This is a genomic window from Companilactobacillus formosensis (assembly GCF_005405305.1).
GTDB classification, from domain to species: Bacteria; Bacillota; Bacilli; order Lactobacillales; family Lactobacillaceae; genus Companilactobacillus; species Companilactobacillus formosensis.
In genome coordinates this window covers 272,397-297,337 of sequence record NZ_BJDU01000001.1, presented here as the reverse complement: position 1 = coordinate 297,337, position 24,941 = coordinate 272,397, and the positions used below count along the sequence as shown (strand labels likewise).

Annotated in this window: 14 protein-coding genes and 4 tRNA genes; all 18 read right to left on the bottom strand. The window is 37.7% G+C overall.

Features of this window, described 5'->3' with window-relative positions; genetic code table 11:
* Positions 1-48: 48 nt before the first annotated feature.
* The 18 genes from rpoC to mfd all read right to left on the bottom strand — a co-directional run bounded on the left by rpoC (position 49) and on the right by mfd (position 24,923).
* Entirely contained in the window at positions 49-3,717 is a 3,669-nt protein-coding gene (rpoC, locus tag FFM65_RS01395) for a DNA-directed RNA polymerase subunit beta' (protein WP_119317309.1), read from the bottom strand.
* Between the two features lie 24 nt (positions 3,718-3,741).
* Positions 3,742-7,350 (bottom strand): DNA-directed RNA polymerase subunit beta, encoded by a 3,609-nt coding sequence (gene rpoB / locus FFM65_RS01390; RefSeq protein WP_119317308.1) that lies wholly within the window; start codon positions 7,348-7,350, stop codon positions 3,742-3,744.
* A gap of 245 nt (positions 7,351-7,595) precedes the next feature.
* The gene (locus FFM65_RS01385; RefSeq protein ID WP_119317307.1) at positions 7,596-10,097 is read right to left on the bottom strand and encodes an ATP-dependent Clp protease ATP-binding subunit; all 2,502 of its coding nucleotides are present in this window, start codon (positions 10,095-10,097) and stop codon (positions 7,596-7,598) included.
* A gap of 264 nt (positions 10,098-10,361) precedes the next feature.
* A tRNA-Gly gene (locus FFM65_RS01380) sits at positions 10,362-10,433 on the bottom strand.
* 10 nt (positions 10,434-10,443) lie between these two features.
* Positions 10,444-10,516 (bottom strand) — tRNA-Thr (locus FFM65_RS01375).
* Between the two features lie 62 nt (positions 10,517-10,578).
* Positions 10,579-10,661, bottom strand: a tRNA-Leu gene (locus FFM65_RS01370).
* A 37-nt stretch (positions 10,662-10,698) separates the two neighbouring features.
* Positions 10,699-10,771, bottom strand: a tRNA-Val gene (locus FFM65_RS01365).
* A gap of 135 nt (positions 10,772-10,906) precedes the next feature.
* Complete coding sequence (lysS, locus tag FFM65_RS01360; protein ID WP_174795661.1) at positions 10,907-12,397, bottom strand: lysine--tRNA ligase; 1,491 nt, start codon at positions 12,395-12,397, stop codon at positions 10,907-10,909.
* 56 nt (positions 12,398-12,453) lie between these two features.
* Positions 12,454-13,476 (bottom strand): tRNA dihydrouridine synthase DusB, encoded by a 1,023-nt coding sequence (dusB, locus tag FFM65_RS01355; RefSeq protein ID WP_119317306.1) that lies wholly within the window; start codon positions 13,474-13,476, stop codon positions 12,454-12,456.
* A gap of 69 nt (positions 13,477-13,545) precedes the next feature.
* Positions 13,546-14,427, bottom strand: a complete 882-nt coding sequence (gene hslO / locus FFM65_RS01350; RefSeq protein ID WP_119317305.1) for an Hsp33 family molecular chaperone HslO — start codon at positions 14,425-14,427, stop codon at positions 13,546-13,548.
* Positions 14,428-14,483: 56 nt separating this feature from the next.
* Positions 14,484-16,664 carry an ATP-dependent zinc metalloprotease FtsH gene (ftsH, locus tag FFM65_RS01345; RefSeq protein WP_119317304.1) on the bottom strand — a complete coding sequence of 727 codons (2,181 nt, stop codon included), beginning with the start codon at positions 16,662-16,664 and terminating at the stop codon, positions 14,484-14,486.
* A gap of 82 nt (positions 16,665-16,746) precedes the next feature.
* Complete coding sequence (hpt, locus tag FFM65_RS01340) at positions 16,747-17,292, bottom strand: hypoxanthine phosphoribosyltransferase (protein ID WP_119317303.1); 546 nt, start codon at positions 17,290-17,292, stop codon at positions 16,747-16,749.
* Entirely contained in the window at positions 17,289-18,614 is a 1,326-nt protein-coding gene (tilS, locus tag FFM65_RS01335; RefSeq protein WP_119317302.1) for a tRNA lysidine(34) synthetase TilS, read from the bottom strand. Before tilS ends, hpt begins: the two co-directional genes overlap by 4 nt.
* 56 nt (positions 18,615-18,670) lie before the next feature.
* The gene (locus tag FFM65_RS01330; RefSeq protein WP_010018495.1) at positions 18,671-19,084 is read right to left on the bottom strand and encodes a S1 domain-containing RNA-binding protein; all 414 of its coding nucleotides are present in this window, start codon (positions 19,082-19,084) and stop codon (positions 18,671-18,673) included.
* A 23-nt stretch (positions 19,085-19,107) separates the two neighbouring features.
* Complete coding sequence (locus tag FFM65_RS01325) at positions 19,108-19,497, bottom strand: FtsB family cell division protein (RefSeq protein WP_119317301.1); 390 nt, start codon at positions 19,495-19,497, stop codon at positions 19,108-19,110.
* Positions 19,498-19,595: 98 nt separating this feature from the next.
* Positions 19,596-19,835, bottom strand: a complete 240-nt coding sequence (locus FFM65_RS01320) for an RNA-binding S4 domain-containing protein (protein WP_119317300.1) — start codon at positions 19,833-19,835, stop codon at positions 19,596-19,598.
* Positions 19,836-19,837: 2 nt separating this feature from the next.
* Positions 19,838-21,397: a putative polysaccharide biosynthesis protein gene (locus FFM65_RS01315; RefSeq protein ID WP_119317299.1), complete on the bottom strand. Its 1,560-nt coding sequence runs from the start codon at positions 21,395-21,397 to the stop codon at positions 19,838-19,840.
* Position 21,398: 1 nt separating this feature from the next.
* A complete protein-coding gene (gene mfd, locus FFM65_RS01310; RefSeq protein ID WP_119317298.1) occupies positions 21,399-24,923 on the bottom strand; it encodes a transcription-repair coupling factor in 3,525 nt (1,174 codons plus the stop codon).
* Between the last annotated feature and the right edge of the window lie 18 nt (positions 24,924-24,941).

Below are 24,941 nucleotides of genomic sequence, written 5' to 3'. Positions count from 1 at the left end.
ATTTTACAAAAAAAGCCGATAGAAATTAATCTATCGACTTTTTATTTGTTAATGTTTTTCTTCTTTAGCTGCATCTTCAGCTTTCATTTGAGCTTCGATGTCAGAAATTGTATAGGCACCGTTTAAAGAATTGTCTGCCATAGGACCGACTTTCTTAGGTTCCATATGGTTGTACTTAGCCATACCAGTACCAGCAGGGATAAGTTTACCAATAATAACATTTTCCTTAAGACCAAGAAGTGGATCATTCTTACCTCTGATTGAAGCATCTGTAAGAACTCTTGTTGTTTCCTGGAAGGAAGCAGCTGACAAGAAACTGTTAGTTTCAAGAGATGCCTTCGTAATACCAAGAAGAACAGGACGTCCAGTAGCAGGAACACCACCATTGAACAATGTCTCACGGTTATGATCAGTAAATTGTGAAATATCCATTAATTGACCAGGCAATACATCTGTGTCACCAGGATCAAGAATACGGATCTTTCTAAGCATTTGTCTAACCATAACCTCAAAGTGCTTATCAGAAATATCAACACCTTGCATACGGTAAACTTTTTGAATTTCAGCAAGCAAATAGTTTTCTGTATGTAGGACGTTTGTAACTTTGATCAATTCCTTAGGATCGATTGAACCTTGTGTCAACTTACCACCACGTTTAACGTGATCACCTTCGGCAACCGCAACACTTGATGTGTAAGGTACACTGTAAGATCTCTTATCGATATCACCTTCAACAGTGATTTCCTTAGTATGTTCAGCTGGGTTTTCATCAATTGCGGTAACAGTACCATCAACTTCAGAAATAACAGCAAGACCTTTAGGATTTCTGGCTTCAACAATTTCTTGAACACGAGGAAGTCCTTGAGTAATATCATCGCCACCAGCAACACCACCGGTATGGAAGTTTCTCATAGTCAATTGTGTACCAGGTTCACCGATTGATTGAGCGGCAACAGTACCAACAGCTTCACCAATTTCAACTTCTTCACCAGTAGCAAGGTTTCTACCGTAACACTTCTTACATACACCATGTTTTGTATCACATGTGAATGCTGAACGAATTGTAACGTGTGTAACACCTGCGTCAACAACCTTTTGAGCGATATCTTCATCCATCAAGACACCACGAGGAACGATAACATCACCAGTCTTAGGGTCTTTGACAGTCTTTTGAGTATAACGACCAACAAGTCTGTCATACAATGGTTCGATCATATCAGTACCTTCAGTGATTGCACTTACGACAAGACCACGATCAGTACCACAATCTTCTTCACGAACGATAACATCTTGAGCAACATCAACTAGACGACGTGTTAAGTAACCTGAGTTGGCTGTCTTCAAGGCTGTATCGGTCATACCTTTACGAGCACCGTGGGTTGACATGAACATTTCCATAACTGTTAGTCCTTCACGGAAGTTAGAAATAACAGGAATTTCCATCATACCACCGTTAGGGGCAGCCATAAGTCCACGCATACCAGCTAGCTGAGTAAAGTTTGAAATGTTACCACGGGCACCAGAGTCAGACATCATTGAAATAGGGTTTGTAGGATCAAATGAGTCAATCAACAATTGTTGAATTTCATCCTTTGTATCGTTCCAAACACTGATAACACGATCGTGACGTTCTGAGTCAGTGATAAGACCACGACGGAATTGCTTAGAAATTGAAGCAACTTGTTTGTGGGCTTTTTCGATGATTTCAGGTTTTTGAGTTAAGTTAGGAACATCAGTAACACCAACTGTCAAACCAGAAAGTGTACAGATTGTGTAACCTAATTCCTTCATATCATCAAGTAGTGATGAAGTTCTTTGAACACGGTAAATCTTGAAGACTTGAGCGATAATATCTGATAGATAACCACTCTTCAATGGGTCTACTAGATCCATTTCGTCAAGACGTTGATGAATATCTTCACCTTTACCAAGGAAGTATTTATCAGGAACACCGTGCATCAAATTATCATCAGTTGGTTCATTCAAGTATGGGAAATCTTCAGGAAGAATTTCGTTAAAGATTACCTTACCAACAGAAGTAATCATAACCTTATCTCTTTGGTCATCCTTGAATGGCTTGTTAGGCATTGAGTCTACAGCGATACCAATTCTTGTGTGATAGTGAACATCACCATTTAGAAGTGCTGTTTGTACTTCATTGGCATCCTTGAAGATCTTACCTTCACCAGTCATATGTCTTGTTTCAATTGTTAGATAGTAGTTACCTAAAACAACATCCTGTGAAGGAGTAACGATAGGCTTACCATCTTTAGGAGCAAGAATATGGTGAGCAGCTAGCATCAACATACGAGCTTCAGCTTGGGCTTCGTCTGATAGAGGAACGTGGATAGCCATCTGGTCCCCATCAAAATCGGCATTGTAAGCTTCACAAGCTAGTGGGTGCAAACGCATTGATTTACCATCAACCAATACAGGTTCAAAGGCTTGAATACCAAGTCTGTGAAGTGTAGGGGCACGGTTAAGAAGTACTGGACGTTCTTTGATAACGTCTTCTAGTACATCCCAAATGTCATCATCTTGTCTGTCGATCTTTCTTCTAGCATTTTTAACGTTAGAAGCAATTTCTCTTTTTACAAGTTCATGCATAACGAATGGTTTGAACAATTCCAAAGCCATTTCACGTGGAAGTCCACATTGATAGAACTTAAGTGTAGGACCAACATCGATAACCGAACGTCCTGAGTAGTCAACACGTTTACCAAGTAAGTTTTGACGGAAACGTCCTTGCTTACCTTTAAGCATATGTGAAAGTGACTTCAATGGACGGTTACCAGGACCTGTAACAGGACGGCCACGACGACCATTATCGATCAAAGCATCGACAGCTTCTTGCAACATTCTCTTTTCATTTTGAACAATGATACTTGGAGCGTGCAAGTCTAACAATCTCTTCAAACGATTGTTACGGTTAATAACACGACGGTACAAATCGTTCAAATCAGAAGTGGCAAAACGGCCACCTTCAAGTTGAACCATTGGACGTAAATCAGGTGGGATAACAGGAATTGCTTCCATTACCATCCATTCAGGCTTGTTACCTGATTTTTGGAAAGCACTTAAGATATCCAAACGTCTGATAGCACGTGTACGTTTTTGTCCTTGAGCGGACTTCAATGTATCACGTAATTCTTTAACTTCAGCATCCATATCAACTTGGCTAAGTAAATCACGGATACCTTCAGCACCCATCTTAGCAACGAACTTGTCGCCAAATTCTTCACGTTTCTTACGATATTCTGTTTCAGTTAATAGTTGTTTCTTTTCTAGATCTGTTTCACCTGGATCGATAACTACGTATGATGCAAAGTAGATAACTTCTTCCAAGTTTCTTGGACTCATGTCCAAAACAAGTCCCATACGTGATGGGATACCCTTAAAGTACCAGATGTGTGATACTGGGGCTGCTAGTTCGATATGAGCCATACGTTCACGACGAACTTTTGAACGAGTAACTTCAACACCACAGCGGTCACAAACAATACCCTTATAACGGATACGTTTGTACTTACCACAGGCACATTCCCAGTCTTTAGTTGGTCCGAAAATTCTTTCATCGAATAGACCATCTTTTTCTGGTTTCAAAGTACGGTAGTTGATAGTTTCTGGTTTTTTAACTTCCCCATAAGACCAACTACGAATCTTATCCGGAGATGCTAAACCAATTTGCATACTTTCGAATTTATTAACGTCTATCAAAAGGTAACCTCCCTAAAGTTTTAACTAGTTTTCTGATTTTGTACTAGTTGACTCAGCTGAATCTTTAGATGCTTCGAGTTTCTTAGCTTCTTCTTCAGCACGTTTTTGTTCTTGTTGTTTAGCAAACTTAGATAGAGCGTCGATACTTACTGTATCATCATCTTCGTCCATATCTCTAAGTTCAATTTCTTTCTTATGTGAGTCTAGAACTTTCATATCTAGTCCTAAGGCTTGTAGTTCTTTGACAAGAACACGGAATGATTCAGGAACACCAGGTTTTGGAATACTTTCACCCTTAACGATAGCTTCATAAGTCTTAACACGTCCAACAATATCATCAGACTTGTATGTCAAGATTTCTTGCAATGTATAAGCGGCACCATAAGCTTCAAGAGCCCAAACTTCCATTTCACCAAATCTCTGTCCACCAAATTGTGCTTTACCACCAAGTGGTTGTTGAGTAACTAGTGAGTATGGTCCGATTGAACGAGCGTGAAGTTTATCATCAACCATGTGAGCTAGTTTCAAGTAGTACATGACACCAACAGCGACACGGTTCTTGAATGGTTCACCAGTACGTCCATCATAAAGGATTGACTTACCATCTGAATCCATATCAGCTTCTTTAACAATGTCCCAAAGTTCATCGTTAGTTACACCATCGAAAACAGGTGTTGTAACGTGGATGCCAAGTTTTCTAGCAGCCATACCTAAGTGAAGATCTAGAACTTGTCCGATATTCATACGTGATGGAACACCCATTGGGTTCAATAGGATATCTACTGGAGTACCATCTGGCATGTATGGCATATCTTCTTCAGGTACAACGATTGAAACAGTACCTTTGTTACCGTGACGTCCGGCCATCTTGTCACCAACTTGAATCTTACGCTTTTGAGCAATGTAAACACGAACTAACATGTTAACACCAGGATCAAGTTCGTCTCCGGCTTCACGAGTGAAGACCTTAACGTCTTGGATAATTCCGCCACCACCATGTGGTACACGAAGTGAAGTATCACGAACTTCACGAGCTTTTTCACCAAAGATAGCGTGCAATAGTCTTTCTTCGGCTGATAATTCTGTAACACCCTTAGGTGTAACTTTACCAACTAAGATATCGCCATCGCGAACTTCAGCACCAATACGGATAATTCCGAATTCGTCAAGATCCTTCAATGAATCTTCACCAACGTTAGGAATTTCACGTGTGATTTCTTCAGGTCCAAGTTTAGTATCACGTGCTTCTGATTCATACTCTTCAATATGGATTGAAGTATATGCATCTTCACGAACTAATTTTTCTGAAAGAACGATCGCATCTTCATAGTTATACATATTCCATGTCATGAAGGCGATAAGTGGGTTTTGACCAAGAGCTAATTCACCATTTTCCATGGCAGGACCATCGGCAATGATTTCACCCTTCTTAACTTCTTCACCCTTGTGAACGATAGGTCTTTGGTTATATGACTTACCATTATTTGAACGACGGAACTTAGTGATCTTGTAATCGTCAGTTGTACCGTCTTCGTCACGTTTGATAGTAACTTTCTTAGCATCAACGTATTCAACAACACCACTGTGATCAGCAAGCAAAGCAGCACCAGAATCATGGGCAGCAATGTATTCCATACCAGTACCAACTAATGGTGCATGTGGATTGATCAAAGGAACAGCTTGACGTTGCATGTTAGCACCCATCAAGGCACGGTTTGAGTCATCGTTTTCCAAGAAAGGAATACATGCAGTAGCAACAGAAACTACTTGTTTAGGAGAAACGTCCATGTAATCGACTTTTTCTGGAGTAGTTTCGATGTTGTCATCTTTATGACGAGCCAAAATTGTATTTTCAACAAATGAACCATCATCGTTTAATGGTGTATTAGCTTGAGCAACAACGTAGTTATCTTCTTCATCAGCAGTCAAGTAATCAATTTTGTCAGTTACCTTGTGAGTATCCCATGAAACACGACGATATGGTGTTTCAATGAAACCATACTTGTTGATGATAGCGTATGAAGCCAAGTTATTGATAAGTCCGATATTAGGTCCTTCAGGTGTTTCAATAGGACACATACGACCATAGTGAGTATAGTGAACGTCACGAACTTCATATCCGGCACGATCACGAGTCAAACCACCAGGTCCAAGGGCTGATAGACGACGCTTGTGTTCTAGTTCTCCAAGTGGATTTGTTTGATCCATGAATTGTGACAATTGTGATGAACCAAAGAATTCCTTAATTGAAGCTACAACAGGTCTAATGTTGATCAATTGTTGAGGTGTAACAGTAGCTGAGTCTTGAATTGACATTCTTTCACGTACAACACGTTCCATACGTGATAGACCAATACGGAATTGGTTTTGTAGCAATTCACCGACAGAACGAATACGACGGTTACCCAAGTGATCAATATCATCTGTAGTACCGATGTCTTCTTTCAAGTTCAAGAAGTAGTTAATACCAGCCAAAATATCAGCAGGTGTAATTGTACGGTTTTCTTCAGGAATATGACCGTTACCAATAATATTAACAACTTTTTCATTGTCAGCTTCTGAGTAAACCTTGATTGTTTGAATAGTAATTGGGTCTGTTAGAACACCCTCGTCTGAAGGAGTCATAGTGATAGTCTTGAAATCATCTCTATCAAGATATGGACTCAATTTCTTCATTGCATCACGATCAAGTAATGTATCTTTAGCCAAAATAACTTCACCAGTATCTGGGTCAGCAAGTGTTTCAGCCAAAGTCTTGTTAAGAAGTCTTGTCTTAAGATTTAACTTCTTATTAATCTTGTAACGACCAACAGGAGCTAAGTCATATCTACGTGGGTCAAAGAATCTAGCATATAGCAATGAACGAGAACTATCTGCAGTCTTTGGTTCACCAGGACGAAGTCTTTCATAGATATCCTTCAAAGCTTCCTCAACACGTGAGTCAGTTGCTTCTTTATGAACATCTTTTTCAAGTGTTAGGTTCAAAGTATCGTTTTCACCAAAAATATCAAGAATTTCTGAATCTTCACCAAAGCCAAGAGCTCTAACTAATTCAGAAATAGGTAATTTTCTAGTTCTATCGATTCTTACATAACCGATACCTTTAGCATCTGTTTCATATTCCAACCAAGCACCACGGTTAGGGATAACAGTTGTACCATAGTTTATACGACCGTTTTTATCAGTATCTTGATTGTAATAAATACCAGGAGAACGTACTAATTGAGAAACAATAACACGTTCAGCACCGTTGATGATGAAAGTTCCTTCATCTGTCATGATTGGGAAATCACCAAAGAAGACATCTTGTGTCTTGATTTCACCAGTTTCATGATTTGTCAATTTCAAAGTTACGTGTAATGGTGCTGAGAAGTTTGCATCATGTGCTCTAGCTTCTTCAACAGTATATTTTGGTTCGAGCAACTTGTAATCGACGTATTCCAAAGAAAGGTTTCCCGCAAAGTCATCGATTGGCATAATATCGTCAAACATATCTTTTAGTCCTTCATCTAAGAACCACTTGTAAGAATTTGTTTGAATGTCAATCAAATTTGGCAAAGGAAGTACTTCCTTGATCTTCGCATAACTACGACGAACACGGTGTGCACCATAATTAACGTTATGATAAGTCAAATTTTTCACCTCAACATTTAATTTGTTCAAATCACATCTCAAATATTACAATTTGATTACAATTTACCTGAAAACGTTTTTTTACCCTGTTTTTAGGCAAAAAAAAACCAAAAATAGAATCAAAAATCTATTTTTGCGTTTTTTATTTAGCATAATCACGGACAATAGATCGTGATATGCGATTTGAACTTTGAATCTCAAAAGACATAATACTCTGATGGTCTCATCTTGTCAATAGTTGGAAATTATTTTTGATGAGTTAGAGTTTTTTTGTTTTCTGGTTTAGCAATATTGATTGTTAGCTTGCCTTTCTTAGAGCCAACCTTGATTGTATCACCTGCATCAACTTTACCCATTAGGAGTTGTTCACTGACAGGATCTTCAATTTCTCTTTGGATGGTTCTTCTCATTGGACGAGCACCATATTCTGGATTGTAGCCATCTTTAACTAAATCATTGTAGGCTGTTGGAGAAATTACTAACTTGATATCTCTTTCAGCTAAACGTTTTTCAAGATTGCTACTCATAATCTTAGCAATTGCTTTAAGCTGTTCTTTGTTCAAAGCCTTGAAGACGATTGTTTCATCAACACGGTTCAAGAATTCTGGGCGGAAGAACTTCTTCATTTCAGCGTCGATACGTTCTTGCATTTCTTTGAAGTCATCATGAACGTCTTTAGCACCAAAACCAACTTCTTTTTCTTCATTCAAGGCTCTAGCACCTAAGTTAGAAGTCATGATGATAATAGTATTTCTGAAATCGACTTTGCGTCCTTTAGCATCCGTTAAAATACCATCGTCAAGAACTTGCAATAAGATATTAAAGACATCTGGATGTGCCTTTTCAACTTCATCTAGTAGAACAACTGAATAAGGTTCATTTCTAACTTTCTCAGTCAATTGTCCACCTTCATCGAAACCAACATAGCCTGGAGCTGAACCAATCAATTTAGAAGTACTGTATTGTTCCATGTATTCAGACATATCAACCCGAATCATATTGTCTTCTGAACCAAACATAACTTCAGCGATTGACTTAGCCAATTCAGTTTTACCAACACCAGTAGGTCCTAAGAACATAAATGAACCAATTGGACGATTTGGATCCTTCATACCACTTCTAGCACGACGAATAGCACGAGATACGGCACTGATGGCTGTATCTTGGCCAATAACACGTTTGTGAAGTTCTTTTTCAAGGTTAAGCAATTTCTCACTTTCCTTACGAGTGATTTGTTTAACCGGAACTCCAGTCCATTCAGCAATTACCTCAGCAATGTCATCGGCTGTAACTACCGGTTTCTTGCTAGTAGATTTCTTGTTTTTGAGCTTAGCAAGTTGTGCTTGAACGTTTTGTTCCTCTTCACGAATCTTGGCAGCTTTCTCAAAATCTTGATCCAAGATGGCGTTGTTTTTATCGTTAATCAATTTCATGGATTGATCAGTCAATTCTTCCAACTTATTATTCTTGGATACATTGTGGATTCTAACCTTAGCAGATGCTTCATCCATCAAATCAATAGCCTTATCAGGTAAGAAACGATTTGTTAGATAACGAGTTGAGAGACGAACGGCTGCTTCAACTGCTTCATCAGAAATAGTTAGACCATGATGTTGTTCATATCTAGGACGCAAACCATCCAGAATCTTAACAGAATCTTCGGCACTAGGTTCTTCAACATAAACTTTAGCAAAACGACGTTCCAAAGCTGTATCTTTTTCAATGTATTTTTGGTATTCATTTGAAGTTGTTGCACCGATCAATTGCAATTCGCCACGAGCTAGGGCTGGCTTCAAAATATTAGAAGCATCAATAGCACCCTCAGCACCACCGGCACCGATTAAGGTATGCAATTCATCAATAAATAAAATTACGTGCTTATCTTCATAAATTTCTTGGATAACTTTTTTAAGTCGATCTTCAAACTCACCACGATACTTAGTACCAGCAACTAATGAACCCATATCAAGCATCATGATACGCTTGTTTTGCATATCAAAAGGAACTTCTTTTTTGACGATACTAATAGCTAATCCTTCAGCAATAGCAGTTTTACCAACACCAGGTTCACCTACTAAAACAGGGTTGTTCTTAGTACGACGACTAAGAATCTGGATAGTTCTTTCGACTTCTTTTTGACGACCGATAACAGGATCGATTTGATTGTCTTTAGCCATCTTCGTCAAGTCACGAGCTAATGAATCGAGTGTAGGCGTACCACCCTTTCCTTTAGCTTGTCCTTGAGTTTTTCTTTGTTTATCAGATAAATTGGCCGCAAATCCACGACGAGCTGCCTTGTTAGACATTCCCATCTTAGAAAGAAGCAATGATTTAGTCTTGGCTAGACTAAGTCCTAAGTTAACTAAAATTCTATTCGCTAAATTATCAGCGTCATCAAGAATTGCTAACAAAATGTGTTCAGTTCCGACACGATTTGACTTGTATACGTCGGAAACTTCTTGGGCTGCACTTAAAATTAATTGTCCCTTAGGAGAATATGGTAGATAAATTCCTTTAGCAGTATTAGATGAGACATCCCCATAACCTGTCAGATGTTCAATCTCCTCTTCAACATCTCGATCACTTACAGCTAGATCTCTCAAAGTAATACCGGCAATACCATCATTTTCCATTGTTAGACCAAGTAAAATATGCTCAGTTCCAACAGCATTGTGATGAAATGCTTTAGCACGTTCTTGAGCTAAAACAAGTGCATTCTTGGCGCTTTCGGTAAATACTTTGTCCATTAACGTTACCTCTACTTTTTAAGTGTCTGTTTAGAAAGTATAATTGTGTTTTCAAAAAAAGCAATTAATTTAACTTATTCACTTCAAATTAATAATAAAATTCAATTACCTTACTAATAATTGTTCTCAATTAGAATCCTAACACATTCCTGAAGTTAATATAGGAATTTTAGATTGCCTTTTTGAACAATTCTTAGAGAACGAAAAAAGGTAATCAATTCTTTATCAGAATTAATTACCCTTTTTTACTTTCAAATTCTCTGAAGCGGAAGACGGGATTCGAACCCGCGACCCCCACCATGGCAAGGTGATGTTCTACCACTGAACTACTTCCGCATTATGTAAATGCCGACTAGAGGATTCGAACCTCCGACCCCCTGTTTACAAGACAGATGCTCTGCCAACTGAGCTAAGTCGGCATTATGCCAAACAACATTTAACATAATACACATAAATCAATCTTTTTGCAAGACTAATTTAATACGGGTGAAAGGACTTGAACCTTCATGTCCAAAGGACACTAGAACCTAAATCTAGCGCGTCTGCCAATTCCGCCACACCCGCAAAAAAACTTAATAAATCCACTAAGCATTTTGCTTAATGGAGGATACAGGGATCGAACCTGTGACCTCCTGCTTGTAAGGCAGATGCTCTCCCAGCTGAGCTAATCCTCCATAGTGTTTCTCGTTTGAAACAACTATATTAGTATACCTTTTGCCTATAAAAGTTGTCAACGAAAATTTTTTATTTTTTTGATTAGATTATGAGAGTACAAAAAAAGCCAGACCAACGGCCTAGCTTTAGTTTAATTATTCTTCATTATTAGTATTATCTTCAGGTCTCATAGTTGGGAACAAGATGACATCACGAATTGATGGTGCATCAGTTAACAACATAACTAATCTATCAATACCAATACCTAGTCCACCAGTTGGTGGCATACCATATTCCATGGCTTCAACGTAATCGTTATCGATGTGTTCAGCTTCGTCATTACCATTTTCACGTTCCTTAGCTTGTGCTTCAAAACGTTGCTTTTGATCGATTGGATCATTCAATTCTGTAAAGGCATTTCCATATTCATGACCGAGAATGTAAACTTCAAAACGATCAGTGAAGTTAGGATTTTCTTTGTTCTTCTTAGCCAAAGGTGAAACTTCAAGTGGATATTCATAAATGAATGTTGGTTCCTTCAAAGTATCTTCAACAAATTCTTCAAAGAATTCAGCGATGATGTGACCAACACCCCAGAAGTTTTCGTAATGAACACCTTTTTCATCAGCTATTTTTCTAGCTTCTTCCAAAGTCATATCTTGACTAAAGTCGACTCCAGTTTGTTCTTTGATAGCATCAACCATCTTGAGACGTCTGAAAGGTTTGCTCAAATCAATTTCTTCGCCTTGGTAACTAACGATTTGTGTACCATTAGCTTTTTGAGCGGCATGTCTAAAGATTCCTTCGACTTCTTTCATAACATCAGTCATATCCCAGTATGCAGCATATGTTTCCAATGATGTAAATTCAGGGTTGTGTTGTGTATCCAAACCTTCATTACGGAAAGCTCTACCGATTTCATAAACACGTTCGAAACCACCAACGATCAATCTCTTCAATGGCAATTCCAAAGCGATGCGAAGATACATTTGCATATCCAAAGCATTGTGGTGTGTGATAAATGGACGGGCACTGGCACCACCAGCTTGAGTATTTAGAACAGGAGTTTCAACTGATAAGAAGCCTTCGTTATCCAAATATTCACGAACAGCTGAGATAATCTTGGTACGTTTCTTGAAACGATCGAAACTATCTTGATTGGCAATCAAGTCCAAATATCTTTGACGATAAATTTGTTCAACATTAGTCAAACCATGGAATTTATCAGGCAATGGACGTAATGACTTGGCTAACATTGTAACGTGTGTAGCCTTTACCGTTAATTCACCCATATCTGTCTTCATGATTTCACCGTGGATACCTAGATGATCACCGATATCAGCACGTTTGAAGATGTGATAGTTTTCTTCGCCGACAACATCTTTTCTAACGTAGATTTGAATCTTGCCACTTCTATCACGTAGATCAGCAAAGCCAACTTTACCTTTACCACGTTTTGACATCATACGACCAGCAATTACGCAAGGTAAGTCTTGTTCTTCAAGAACTTCCTTGTCTTCGTCACCGTATTTGTCATGAATTTCTTGTGCCAAAGCAGTTCTTTCAAATCTAGAACCGAATGGATCGACACCTTCATCATAAAGTTCTTGAAGCTTTTCACGTCTGACCCTTAGTTGGTCATTCATGACTCTCTTCTTCTTGATCTCTTCTTTTGTTGGTTGCTTCTTGTTATTTTCGTTACTCAAAATTTTTCCCCCTGTCTACTGATTTTTGTAGATTTCGCTTCTCTTGCTTCATAACTTTCAACAAATTGATCTAGCGTATCGAACACTGCTTGCATGGAGTCTTCTTCCATTACTTTAGCACGAGTTCTAACTGCACGGGGAATCCCCTTTAGATAATATGCTGCTTGTTGACGAAATTCTGGAACACCAACATGCTCACCTTTTAAGTCTACCAGACGTTGGAGTTGAAGTTTAGCTATATTAATTTTTTCTGCCACAGTTGGTTCTGGCAAAAGCTCACCAGTCTCCAAATAATGATTCATGGCATTCAATCTCCACAAATTACCTAAAACTGCTCGACCAACCATCACTGCATCAGCTCCGACTTGATCTAGCATATATTTAGCATCTTGTGGCGTTTTAACATCACCATTGCCCATAAAGGGAATCGAAATTTGTTGAGCCACTTCATGTAAAAGTTCCCAATCAGAATGTCCAGAATACATTTGAGCCTTTGTTCGACCATGCATGGCAATAGCACTAGCTCCAGCTTCTTGAGCTGCCAAGGCATTTTCAACAGCTAAGATATGGTCACTATCCCAACCAGTTCGCATTTTTACCGTTAACGGCTTATCAATCGCTGAACTGACTGCTTTGATTGCCTTATATAGCTTATCAGGGTCTTGCAACCATGTAGAACCAGCACCTGTTTTGGTGACTTTCTTGACTGGACATCCCATATTGATATCAATAATATCAGCACCAGTATTTTCGGCAACGAATCTAGCTGCATTGACTAATGTCTCTGTATTGCCACCAAAAACTTGGATACTTACAGGATGTTCTTTAGGATCAACGAACAGCATGCCTAAAGTTTTAGCATTATGATATTTGATACCTTCGCCACTGATCATTTCACAAACGACCAAACCGGCGCCAAATTCCTTTGCTGTTACTCGAAAAGCAGAATTAGTAACACCTGCCATTGGAGCAACGACGATTTGGTTCGGTATCGTCACATTGCCTATTTTCCATTCCATACATTTACCTCTGATCATTTCCTACAACGTCAAATAATAACAAATTATCTATTAACATGGCAAATATGATTAACCTTGTTGAGCAATAATCTCTTTTAGATCGGCTTCACTAAATTGATACTTGTTGCCACAGAATTTGCAGACTGCTTCGGCACCATGATTTTCTTTGATCATATTTTCCAACTCAGACTTTTGTAAAGTTGCTAATGACTTAGAAAATCTTTCTTTGGAACAATCGCACTTGAATCCAACTGGCATTTCTTCCAGATACTTCATTTCAATACCATTCATGACTTTTTCCATAATATCTTTATTACTCAAGCCCTCATTCAAAAGAGTTGATAAATTAGGAATAGTTTTCAAGTTAGCTTCGATTTTGGCAATATCTTTATCACTAGCACCAGGAAGCGTTTGAACTAAGAAACCACCCGCAGCACCAACAGTCTCATTAGGTGTCACAAAAACTGAAACACCAATAGCTGAAGGAATTTGCTCAGATTTAGCCATATAGTAAGCAAAGTCCATGCCGATTTCTCCTGAAACTAAAGGAACTGAACCTGTAAAAGGAGCTTTTAAATGTAAATCTTTAGTAATGCTTAAAGTACCATTTGTACCAACAGCTGCTTTGACGTTAATATGGCCATCTTCTCTTGCCTTCAAGCTGATATGTGGGTTAGTAATATAACCTTTAACATAGCCTTTAGCATTGGCATCAACCACAATTGCACCAACAGGACCATTGCCTTGAATACGGGTCGTTAATACTTCATCTTCCTTCAAAGTCGAAGTTGCAACGAGCATTGAACCAATCAAAGTTCTTCCAAGAGCAGCACTGGAATTTCTCCAAGTGTCGTGTCTTTTTTGAGCTTCTTGAACGGTTTGTGTAGCATTAACAACGTAAGCTCTAAACTTACCGTTAGTTGAAACAGCTTTTGTTAATGTATCTGTCATATTTATTTCCTCCGTTCAAAAAAGCGACTCCATAAGAGTCGCTTTTTCTTATATTATTAATTATCACTATTATTATCTTTATTGCTATCTGAATTACTATCAGAATTTTCTGTTGAATCATTTGTATCGGATGAATCAGTCTTTGATTGTTCATCTTTTTCTGAAGGGAATGTAGTATCATCAGCAGTTGTTTCTGATTTAGCATTTTCTTCTTTATTTGATTCTTCAGCTTTTTGTTTGGCGGCATCTTTTGCTTCAGCAGCTTTCTTAGCTTCTTCAAAAGTAGCAGCACTTTCACTTGGGAATTCTTGGTTAGCATCATTGGCAGGCATCTTACCTGTCTTGTACAAGCTCAAGATTTCCTTTTCATCAAGTGTTTCATACTTCAACAAGGCTTCGGCAATAATCTTATGTTGTTCACGGTGTGTTTCAAGAATTTCTCGAGCACGTTCGTGATCTTCATCGATAATGCGTTTAACTTCTTGGTCAATAGCTTTAGCAGTGTCTTCAGAATATGAAGGCAATTGACGATAGTTACCACCACTGAATGGTTGTCCATTCTTTTCAAGTTGAACGGTACCAAGTTTGTCTGTCATACCATATTCAGTAACCATAGTACGGGCAATTTGAGTAGCTTGCTCGAAGTCATTTGAAGCACCGGATGATGGTTGACCAACAATCAACTCTTCAGCTGTACGTCCACCAAGCAAACCAGTAATTTGTTCATTCAATTCTTTCTTAGTAGCAAGGTTTTGATCATCCTTAGGAAGCATGATAGCGTAACCGCCGGCACGTCCACGAGGAACGATTGTAACTTTTCTAACTACTCGAGAATCACTCAAGACTAAACCAATCAATGCGTGTCCAGCTTCGTGATAAGCAACCGTATGACGTTCTTTTTCAGGAACAACACGGTTTCTCTTAGCAGGACCAGCAATAACACGATCCTCAGCTTCATCAAGGTCAGTTGGATCAATCTTTTGCTTACCACGTCTTGCCGCAACTAAGGCAGCTTCGTTAAGTAAGTTTTCAAGGTCAGCACCAGCAAAACCTGGAGTTTGTTGAGCAATAGCTTTCAAATCAACATCATCTGTGAATGGTTTATTCTTAGCATGAACTTTAAGAATAGCTTCACGACCCTTGACGTCTGGACGACCAACAAGGATTTTTCTATCAAAACGACCTGGACGTAATAGCGCTGGATCAAGCACATCGGAACGGTTAGTAGCAGCCATAACGATAACACCTTCGTTACCAGTAAATCCATCCATTTCAATCAATAATTGGTTAAGCGTTTGTTCACGTTCATCATTACCACCACCGGTACCGGAACCACGTTGACGACCGACGGCATCAATTTCATCAATAAAGATGATTGATGGAGCGTCTTTTTTGGCGTTTTCGAACAAATCACGAACACGTGATGCACCAACACCAACGAACATTTCAACGAAGTCTGAACCAGAGATTGAATAGAACGGAACTTTAGCTTCACCAGCAACAGCCTTAGCTAGTAAAGTTTTACCAGTCCCGGGAGGACCCTCAAGAAGAACACCTGATGGGATTCTGGCACCCAAAGAAACGAATTTTCTTGGATCTTTTAGAAATTCAACAACTTCAACAAGTTCTTGTTTTTCTTCTTCTGCACCGGCAACATCAGAAAATCTAACTTTATTTTTCTTTGGATCTTGAGGTTTAACTTTGGATTTACCGAAGTTCATTACACGGTTAGCACCGCCACCTTGGCCTCCTCGACCCATCATTGCAAAGATTATAAAGAAGAATAATGCAAACGGAACAATCACCGTCAAAATCAAAGAAATCCATTGACCGGACTGTGATTTAGGAGCTGCAGTCGTCTTAACTCCCTTTGCAGTCGCAGCGTTATTGATTCTCTTTAACGTATCATTGTTAGGCAAAACAGTTGAACTAAATGAAGTTACTTCACTAGAACCAGTGTTTTGAGAACGGCTAAATAATGACACGGAACGTGTAGTATCAGCCTTTTGAGCTTTCTTGTATTCACCAGTAACTTGATAAGCCCCTCCGATAGGTTCCAATTTGAAACTCTTCACTTTGCCTTGCTTCAATTGTGTGATGAATTGGTCTTGACTTAATGTCTTTGATTGGTCTGAGGATTGACCACCAGCAAACCAACTTGCCGCAAGAACCAAAACAACAAAGAGCAAGATGTAAAACAGGCTATTGTTAATTAACCTATTTCGATTATTTTTCATACATTTCCTCCTAATTACTTAGACGTTACATATTGTAACATTGGTGAACATTAACACAATAATAATTGTAACTCTATCTAAATTATTTTGTACTATATACGTCTGGTTTTAAAACTCCAACATAAGGTAAATTACGATATTGCTCATTATAATCCATTCCATAACCAACAACGAATTCATCGGGAATTTGTACACCAATATAATCGACGTCGACATGTTTGATTCTTCGAGCAGGCTTATCCAAAAAGGAAACTATTTTAATTGAGTTGGCATGTCTAGCATTAAACAACTCAGTCAATCTATCCAATGTATAGCCAGTATCGATAATATCTTCAACAATAACTACATCACGTCCACGTAATGGCGTATCCAAGTCCTTAATAATTCTAACGTCACCAGTTGACATCGTATTTTCGCCACCGTAACTAGAAACATCCATGAAGTCATATTCCATTTTAATATCGATATTTTTAACCAAATCCATCATAAACATTGCCGCACCACGCAAGATACATACAAACAACGGATTCTTACCACGATATTCCTCAGTTAATTCTTTTCCCAAACGAGCATTAGCCTTTTGGATCTCTTCTTTCGAAACCAAAATCTTTTCGATATCTGAATTCATTCTTTTACCTCAACAAAGTTAATTTTGTAATGTTTATTACCTTTTTTTAAATAATCACTCATATTATAAATTTTTTCAACCCAAACTATCTGATTATCAAATAATAAAACTAAATAATTTTTACGTTTATATTCTGGTATTTTTTCGTTAATAAATCGTTTGCTCAATTTTTGATGTTTGCCATTTGATAAAAGCAACTTATCTCCATCACGGCGAGTTCTCAATGTGATTTTTTGAGGAATTTTATCAACGACCAAAGTGCCCGAATCGTCATCAGTAATTTTTAGTTTTTTCCCATTAAAGGTAACGACTTGATTTAGTTTAACATCAATTGCTTCAAGATTAGCTTGTGTAGCCTTTTTTATAACAAACTGATTGTAAGTACGAATAAAGCGCCAAGACTCTTCTAAATCAACTGACGCATTGCTTTGATTGCCAGTCAAGACTTCAATAATTTGGTCGATTTGACGATTGCTGATAGAAATATCTAATTGTCGCTTCGTAAAGAAGTTCCCCCAAAATAAAGTCTGTTGATCTTTATCTAATTGCAAAACGGGTTTTACTTGCCCAATAATTTGCTGGGAATTTTCCTTTAGATCCATTGCTCGTTCGATTGAAACAAATTGACGCTTCGCCAGATTGATCAAGGCAGTTAATTGTTGATCAAAAAAGCGAAAGTGACTCAACAATTGCCCGTTTTCCTTTTGCAATTCTGGAAAAATATTGTTTCTCAAACGATTACGCATAGTTATGTTATCAAAATTAGTTTCATCTTGAACATGATTTATATCATGGATATCTGCGTATTCAGCTAATTGCCGCTTTGAGAAATCTAACAATGGTCGAACAATTTGTCCCATTCCAAAAGGACGTTGTTCTTTTAAGCTAACGACTTCATACGCATTACCTGATCGAATCAGTTTCATCAGGATATTTTCTGCTAAATCATTATTGTGATGGGCTGTCAACAAGGTATCAAAATTGCCTTTTATCATGACCTTTTTAAAAAAATCATAGCGAAAACTTCTAGCTGCAGCTTCCATTCCAACATCTTTTGGTTTTTTGCGCCACTTAGTAGTAAAAAATCGATAGCCATTTTCAACACAGTAATCTTTGACAAATTTTACTTCGCTGGCACTTTCTGGTCTCAAATTATGATCAACATCAACTACGGCAAAATTATCCGGATTTAAAATTCTGCTAACAATATGCAACAAAACCATCGAGTCTACGCCACCAGAAACTGCTACTAAGATTTTGTTAGCTTGGTAACGTTGAAGTTTTTGACGCAAGGTTCCTAACAATTTATTGTCTAATTCCATACTTGCCTCCACTGAAATAAAAAAGGTTGAGACTAAGTCCCAACCATATAAAATTATTAGCTACGGCGTCCACCACGGCCACCACGTTTGCCTTCAGTGTTTTTCTTTAAAATACTTAGTCGTTCTTCACTTTCTTTCATGAAGCCTGACATCATATCATCAAAGCTTTCTTGCTTACGTTGTGGTTTTCTTTCATTACGCTCATGTGAACGATGTGAATGATACTTTGGCTTAGGTTTGTCTGACGCTTGTTTAATTGAAAGTGCAATTTTATGATTTCTTTCACCAAGAACTAAAACTTTCACTGTATCGCCAATGCTTAGCACATCATGAATATCTTTAACGTATCCATCGGCAATTTCACTGATGTGCACCATTCCGCTTTGTCCTTCTCCTAGGTCAACGAATGCCCCAAAATTTGTAATTCCAGTAACTTTGCCTTCTGTTTTAGCTCCTACTTCAACTGTCATCTAATTAAAAAAAATTCCTTTCCCTATTTTTGAATCGTAGTGGTTTTTACATCATCTGGCAAATTATAAATTTGTTCGCCCGGTTTGCTATACATGTACTTTTCACGAATGTATTTTTCCAAATAATTCGTGTTATGAAGTTGGCTTACTTCAAGCTTTAAATCCCGTTGCGTGGATTTTTGCTTATCAAGCTTTTGCTTGCTAACTTCAATTTGTTCCATTGTATTAGTGTAAGTTCGGTGCGCATTAAAAATTTGAACGCCAAAGACAGTCAAAATAATCACAAAAATAATTCCTATCATCAAGATACGTCGACGATGAACTTTCTTGACGTAATTCTTGCGATGATTAGGAGTTTGAGATTTCTTTGGCTGTAAGACTGAAACGTTGGAATTTAATTTACGTACTTCCATACCACTACTCCCCTAGAAATGATTACCTTGAGTATAACAAGTTTAAGCAATTATTTGAATAATAAAATCGTTAATTTTAATCTATTTCTAATTTTTGATTAGACTTCTTCGTACATATCAGCTGATTCATTTTTCTTAGTTGTATCTTTGGTGTTAAGAATTCTAATTTTCATAGTTCTTTCTCCAAAGTGCAATTCTAATACATCCCCGACACCAACATCAGTAGACGATTTGGCTACACGGTCATTGATAGTGGCACGGCCATTATCGGCAAACTCCTTAGCAACAGTTCTTCTTTTAATAATACGGCTTACTTTTAAAAACTTATCTAGTCTCATAATTAATCCTCAATTCTCATAAATTTGATGAGATATTTACCCATCGGCAAAATCTCCCATTCTTCTTTAGTTAACATTCGCCAATGTTTGGATAGTTTTAAATAAACTAACGCTCCAATGGGAATGGCAATAATATTTAAAATCACACTGTGAACTCGTGTCATTGTTGTACCAACAGCAAACAAGCTGACAATAATTTTGACGATGATGGCCATTACTAATCCTGCCTTGATCAAATTAAAAATAAATTGTTTGTCTAAAGATAAAAACTCACGGTTGAAACCATAAATAATCAAAATTCCAAACAAAATTACGCATTCACTCAAGACGGTTGCCATAGCCCCACCAGCAATTCCATATTTTGGAATTAAAATAACATTCAAAGCTGCCTTAGTTACTAATGACATGCCAAACAATACCAATTTATGAATATTTTTTTCATCATCACTACTAGTTATTGCAATCAACAAATTGATCAGCGACACAATCAAAATCGACAGCATATAAATGCCCAAAGTCTTTGAGCCATTCATATCAGTGAACAACATTGTATTGATTTGAGGCATCAGAGCAATTAATCCAGCTGTTTCTGCCACCGAAAGCCACAAACAAACGCGAACCATCTTTTGAATCGTCGCTTGATTTTGTTTTACTCTATTTGTTTCCTTTAATTGCGGCATGATTGTGGAAACAAACGACAATGAAATAACGATTCCCAATTGTAATAGTGGTTGTCCACGATCAAAAATTCCTTTTTGAATTTCTGCTTGGGTCAACGAAATCCCCGAGTGCATCAATAAACGTAACATTGAAAAGGAATCAATAAATTGATAAAAAATCGTAATTCCGGTAAAGACAATAATCAACAATATCTCCAAAGCCAATCCATGTTCTAGTTTGATCTTCCCATCGCTAGTAACTTCTTCGATTCGGTGATGCTTTTGAAAAGTTTTTATCAAAATAATTACTGCCAAAATTCCACCAATAAAAGCTCCGGCATTAGCAATTGATCCCATTTGATAAACATTTAAAATTCCATGTCCGAACAAAATTGCACTCGTAATAATGACCACGATCCGCAAAAATTGTTCACTGACTTGTGAAATTGCACTCGGCGTCATCAATAAGTCACTTTGAAAATAGCCACGTAAACTAGCTTCAAAAGGCACTAGTAAGAACGTCAAAGCGACCATTCTCACTTCTAAATAAAGTTGTGGATCTCCCATCAAAAAAGCTAAGTATCGAGATGACATCCACAATAATCCAGTCACAACGACACAACTGATTGATAAAAGTATAAAAGTTTTTTTCAATAAATTGTGCTTAGCAGCCAGTGAATCTTGTTGAGCGATGGTTTTTGAAATAACCACCGGCAACCCAGATAAAGCTAAAACCGAGAATATCCCGTAAATTGGATAAACTTGTTGATAAATAAAATAACCACGATCCCCAACAATGTTTTGCAATGGAATCCGATAAATGGCACTCAATAGCTCAGAGAACAATGAGGCAATAGTCAGAATCCAGGTCCCCTTAATAGCCCTAGACACTTCTTTTTGCATATTAATTTTTAATTTTTTCTTTCTTTAATTTATCAAAACCTTCAGCCATCTTTTGGGCAAAAGTTTCAAGTTGTTGGAACCACTCAGATTTATCAACACTCTTTGAATCCAAAGTCATCTTAAATTCATCATTCTTGTCACTGACTTTAGCCTTCATAGTCGTATTACTCAAAAACTTAAAGACTAAATCGCCAGTTAAATAATCATTGGCTTTTTTATCGAATTTAATCGTAATAGAACCATTTCTCATAATGACGCTCTTAACTAATGATTCATCGAATGAATTCTTTAGCAAACTGATGTCTAACAAATTAGCGACTTCTTGAGGATATTTACCAAAACGATCCAACAACTCGGACTTAACTTCTTGATAATTTTCCAAAGAATCAATCTGTCTGATTCGCTTGTATAATTCAACTTTTTGACGTTGATCACTGATGTAATCATTTGGTAAATAAGCCTCGACAGCCAAATTAACTTCAGAGTTGGTCTTTTCAGCTTTCGTATGACCACGCTTTTTAGCAACAGCATCATTTAACATCTGCGTGTATAAGTCAAATCCAACCGAATCGATGAAACCGTGTTGTTGTTTACCAAGCAAATTACCGGCACCACGAATCGACAAGTCACGCATGGCAATCTTGAATCCAGAACCTAATTCCGTAAAATTCTTAATCGCTTCAAGACGTTGTTCGCCGACCTCAGTTAAAACTTTGTTTGGACGATACATCAAGTAAGCATAGGCTACTCGACTGGAACGACCTACTCGACCTCTGATTTGATAAAGCTGTGACAAACCATAGCGGTCCGCATTTTCAACAATCAAAGTATTGGTATTTGGCATGTCGACACCAGTTTCAATAATAGTAGTCGTTACCAAAACATCATATTCACCGTTCAAATAGTCAGCAATTACGCCTTCCATCTGAGTTTCATTCATCCGCCCATGAGCAGTCGCAATTCTCGCATCAGGTACTAAAGCCTGTAATTGTTCAGCCACTTGATCCATGTCTTCAACTCGATTGTGCAAATAAAAGACTTGTCCACCACGAGCCATTTCTCGTTTGATAGCACCCGCAATGACTTCGTAATTTTGTTCCATCACATAAGTTTGGACTGGATAACGATTACTAGGAGCTGTTTCAATCAAAGAAAGATCACGTACACCTAGCATCGACATATTCAACGTTCTAGGAATTGGTGTGGCTGTTAAAGTCAAGACATCAACATTGGCTTTTAGCTGTTTAATTTTTTCCTTGTGCTTAACGCCAAAACGTTGTTCCTCATCAATGATCAAAAGTCCAATATCATTGAATTTAACGTCCTTTGACAACAAACGATGCGTTCCGACAATGATATCTAACTGACCATCAGCTAATTGTTCAATCGTTTCCTTACTTTGTTTTCTAGTTTGAAAACGTGACAAAATACCAATGTTAACAGGAAATCCTTCGAAGCGTTCCTTCATAGTTTCGTAATGTTGTTGAACTAATAAAGTCGTTGGTGCTAAGAAGACAACTTGTTTGCCAGCCTCAACAGCTTTAAAGGCAGCTCTTAAAGCTACTTCAGTCTTACCAAAACCAACATCCCCGACTAACAAACGATCCATTGGATGAGGTTTTTCCATATCACGTTTGATTTCGTCGATTGAACGCAATTGATCCGGTGTTTCTGGATAAGGAAAAGCATTGTCGAAATCATGTTGCATCGAGTCATCTTTTGGAAAAGCAAAACCTTTTTCAGCTTCACGCTTAGCATACAAATCAATCAAATCATCAGCAATATCTTCAATGTTAGATTGAACTTTACGTTTAGTCTTTTGCCATTCATTGCCACCTAATTTATTGATTCTAGGTGATTTACCTTCGGCAGAAACATACTTTTGTACCATGTCCAATTGCGTAACAGGAATGAACAAACGCCCGTCGTCACGATACTCGATTGTAATATAATCTTGATGTTTACCGTCGACTTCCATTGTCTGCATACCGACGAATTTACCAATACCATGATTGACGTGAACAACGTAGTCGCCTGGCTTTAATTCGTTATAACTCTTCAATCTTTCTGCATTAGCCAAAGTTTGATGACGACGCTTCTTAGGTTGACGGTTAAACAATTCTTTTTCTGTAATTACCGCTAATTTTTCTTCTGGCATTTCAAAACCGGAACTCAAACTAGCATTCATGATTTGCGTTTGATCAGCAATCACTTTATCTTCAGTCGTCAACGTAGCTTTGATGCCAAAGTCGGTCAAAGTATTATTGATAGCATCGATTCTTTTTTCGTTACTTATAGCTAAAATTACGGTATATTCTTGCTTTTGCCAACGTTCTACTTCAGATTTTAAAAGAGGCATTTGACTGAAGAACTGTTGCATTGAACGAACAGAGACATCTTGCAATTGATTCAGACGCATCCGCCCCATACCTTGTTGAAAAGCCGACAAATAGATTTGTCCATGGAGATATTTTTTAATATTTTCCACAAAGTTTTGACGAATTTTTTGTTCAGGCAAAGCTTTCCCAAATTCCAACTGACTGGCTAACCATGATTCGTTTTCAGACCGATTGTCGTTAGATTGTTCGATCAAACGATTGTACTCATCAAAAATCACCAAATCATCAGCTTGCAAATAATCTAATAGACTATTGGGAGTTTCAAAAACGTAATCAGCAATTCGACCAATATTTTCTGGACGCATTCCTTCAGACAACTCGGCAATTGTTTGTCCAAAAGAAATCTCCAAATTATCTTTGATATCTTTATCGTCGGTCGAAGTTAATTGCTTTTGATAGCTCTTCTGCAGCTTATCCAAAGCTTTAATGACTTGCTCATCTGTTACAATTCGGTCCTTAGCAGGAAGTACTTCAATCTTTTCTAACGTATCCATGCTACGTTGCGTTTCAGTATCGAAGAATTTAATTTTTTCTACTTGATTGCCAAAAAAATCGATTCGGACTGGATTATCTACTGTCAAAGGATAAATGTCGACAATATCCCCACGGATAGCAAAATCCCCGGGTTTAGCAACCAATTTTTCTTTAACGTAACCCATTTGGACAAATTCTTGATTTAAGTCTTCCAAATCGTATTCTTCGTCAACTTTAATTTTTAGTTGAGCTGATTTGAACAATTCTGGCGTCGATAATTCATACTCCAAGCCGGATACTGACGTCACTAAAATTCCCGGTTCATCGCTGATCAAAAAACTCAAAGAATCAATTCTCTGGCTTAATTCATCTGGTGAACTAGTAGCTAACTCAGTTGAAATTGATTCTTCAACTGGAAAAATATGGACAATATCACTGTCTAACAAATTCAAATCATCATAAATTTTATTGGCATGAAAATTCGTATTTTCCACGATCAATAATTTTTTACCCGTTTTCCTTAATGCTTCCAATGCAAAAAGGGAAATCGTTGATCCCGTCAAGCCGGTTAAGACATTTTTCGTCTCTGGCTTAACTTGATTAATAAATTCCCCAAGGTCGAGCTTATTCGTTATGAAATTTATTAAATTCAATTTTTGCCCCCTTTTATA

Coding starts and splice junctions, on each gene's coding strand:
- ftsH (WP_119317304.1), bottom strand. CDS start 16,664: ATGAAAAATAATCGAAATAGGTTAATTAACAATAGCCTGTTTTACATC.
- lysS (WP_174795661.1), bottom strand. CDS start 12,397: ATGAATGACCAACTAAGGGTCAGACGTGAAAAGCTTCAAGAACTTTAT.
- FFM65_RS01315 (WP_119317299.1), bottom strand. CDS start 21,397: ATGCAAAAAGAAGTGTCTAGGGCTATTAAGGGGACCTGGATTCTGACT.
- tilS (WP_119317302.1), bottom strand. CDS start 18,614: ATGGAATTAGACAATAAATTGTTAGGAACCTTGCGTCAAAAACTTCAA.
- dusB (WP_119317306.1), bottom strand. CDS start 13,476: ATGGAATGGAAAATAGGCAATGTGACGATACCGAACCAAATCGTCGTT.
- FFM65_RS01330 (WP_010018495.1), bottom strand. CDS start 19,084: ATGACAGTTGAAGTAGGAGCTAAAACAGAAGGCAAAGTTACTGGAATT.
- hpt (WP_119317303.1), bottom strand. CDS start 17,292: ATGAATTCAGATATCGAAAAGATTTTGGTTTCGAAAGAAGAGATCCAA.
- FFM65_RS01385 (WP_119317307.1), bottom strand. CDS start 10,097: ATGGACAAAGTATTTACCGAAAGCGCCAAGAATGCACTTGTTTTAGCT.
- FFM65_RS01320 (WP_119317300.1), bottom strand. CDS start 19,835: ATGAGACTAGATAAGTTTTTAAAAGTAAGCCGTATTATTAAAAGAAGA.
- FFM65_RS01325 (WP_119317301.1), bottom strand. CDS start 19,497: ATGGAAGTACGTAAATTAAATTCCAACGTTTCAGTCTTACAGCCAAAG.
- hslO (WP_119317305.1), bottom strand. CDS start 14,427: ATGACAGATACATTAACAAAAGCTGTTTCAACTAACGGTAAGTTTAGA.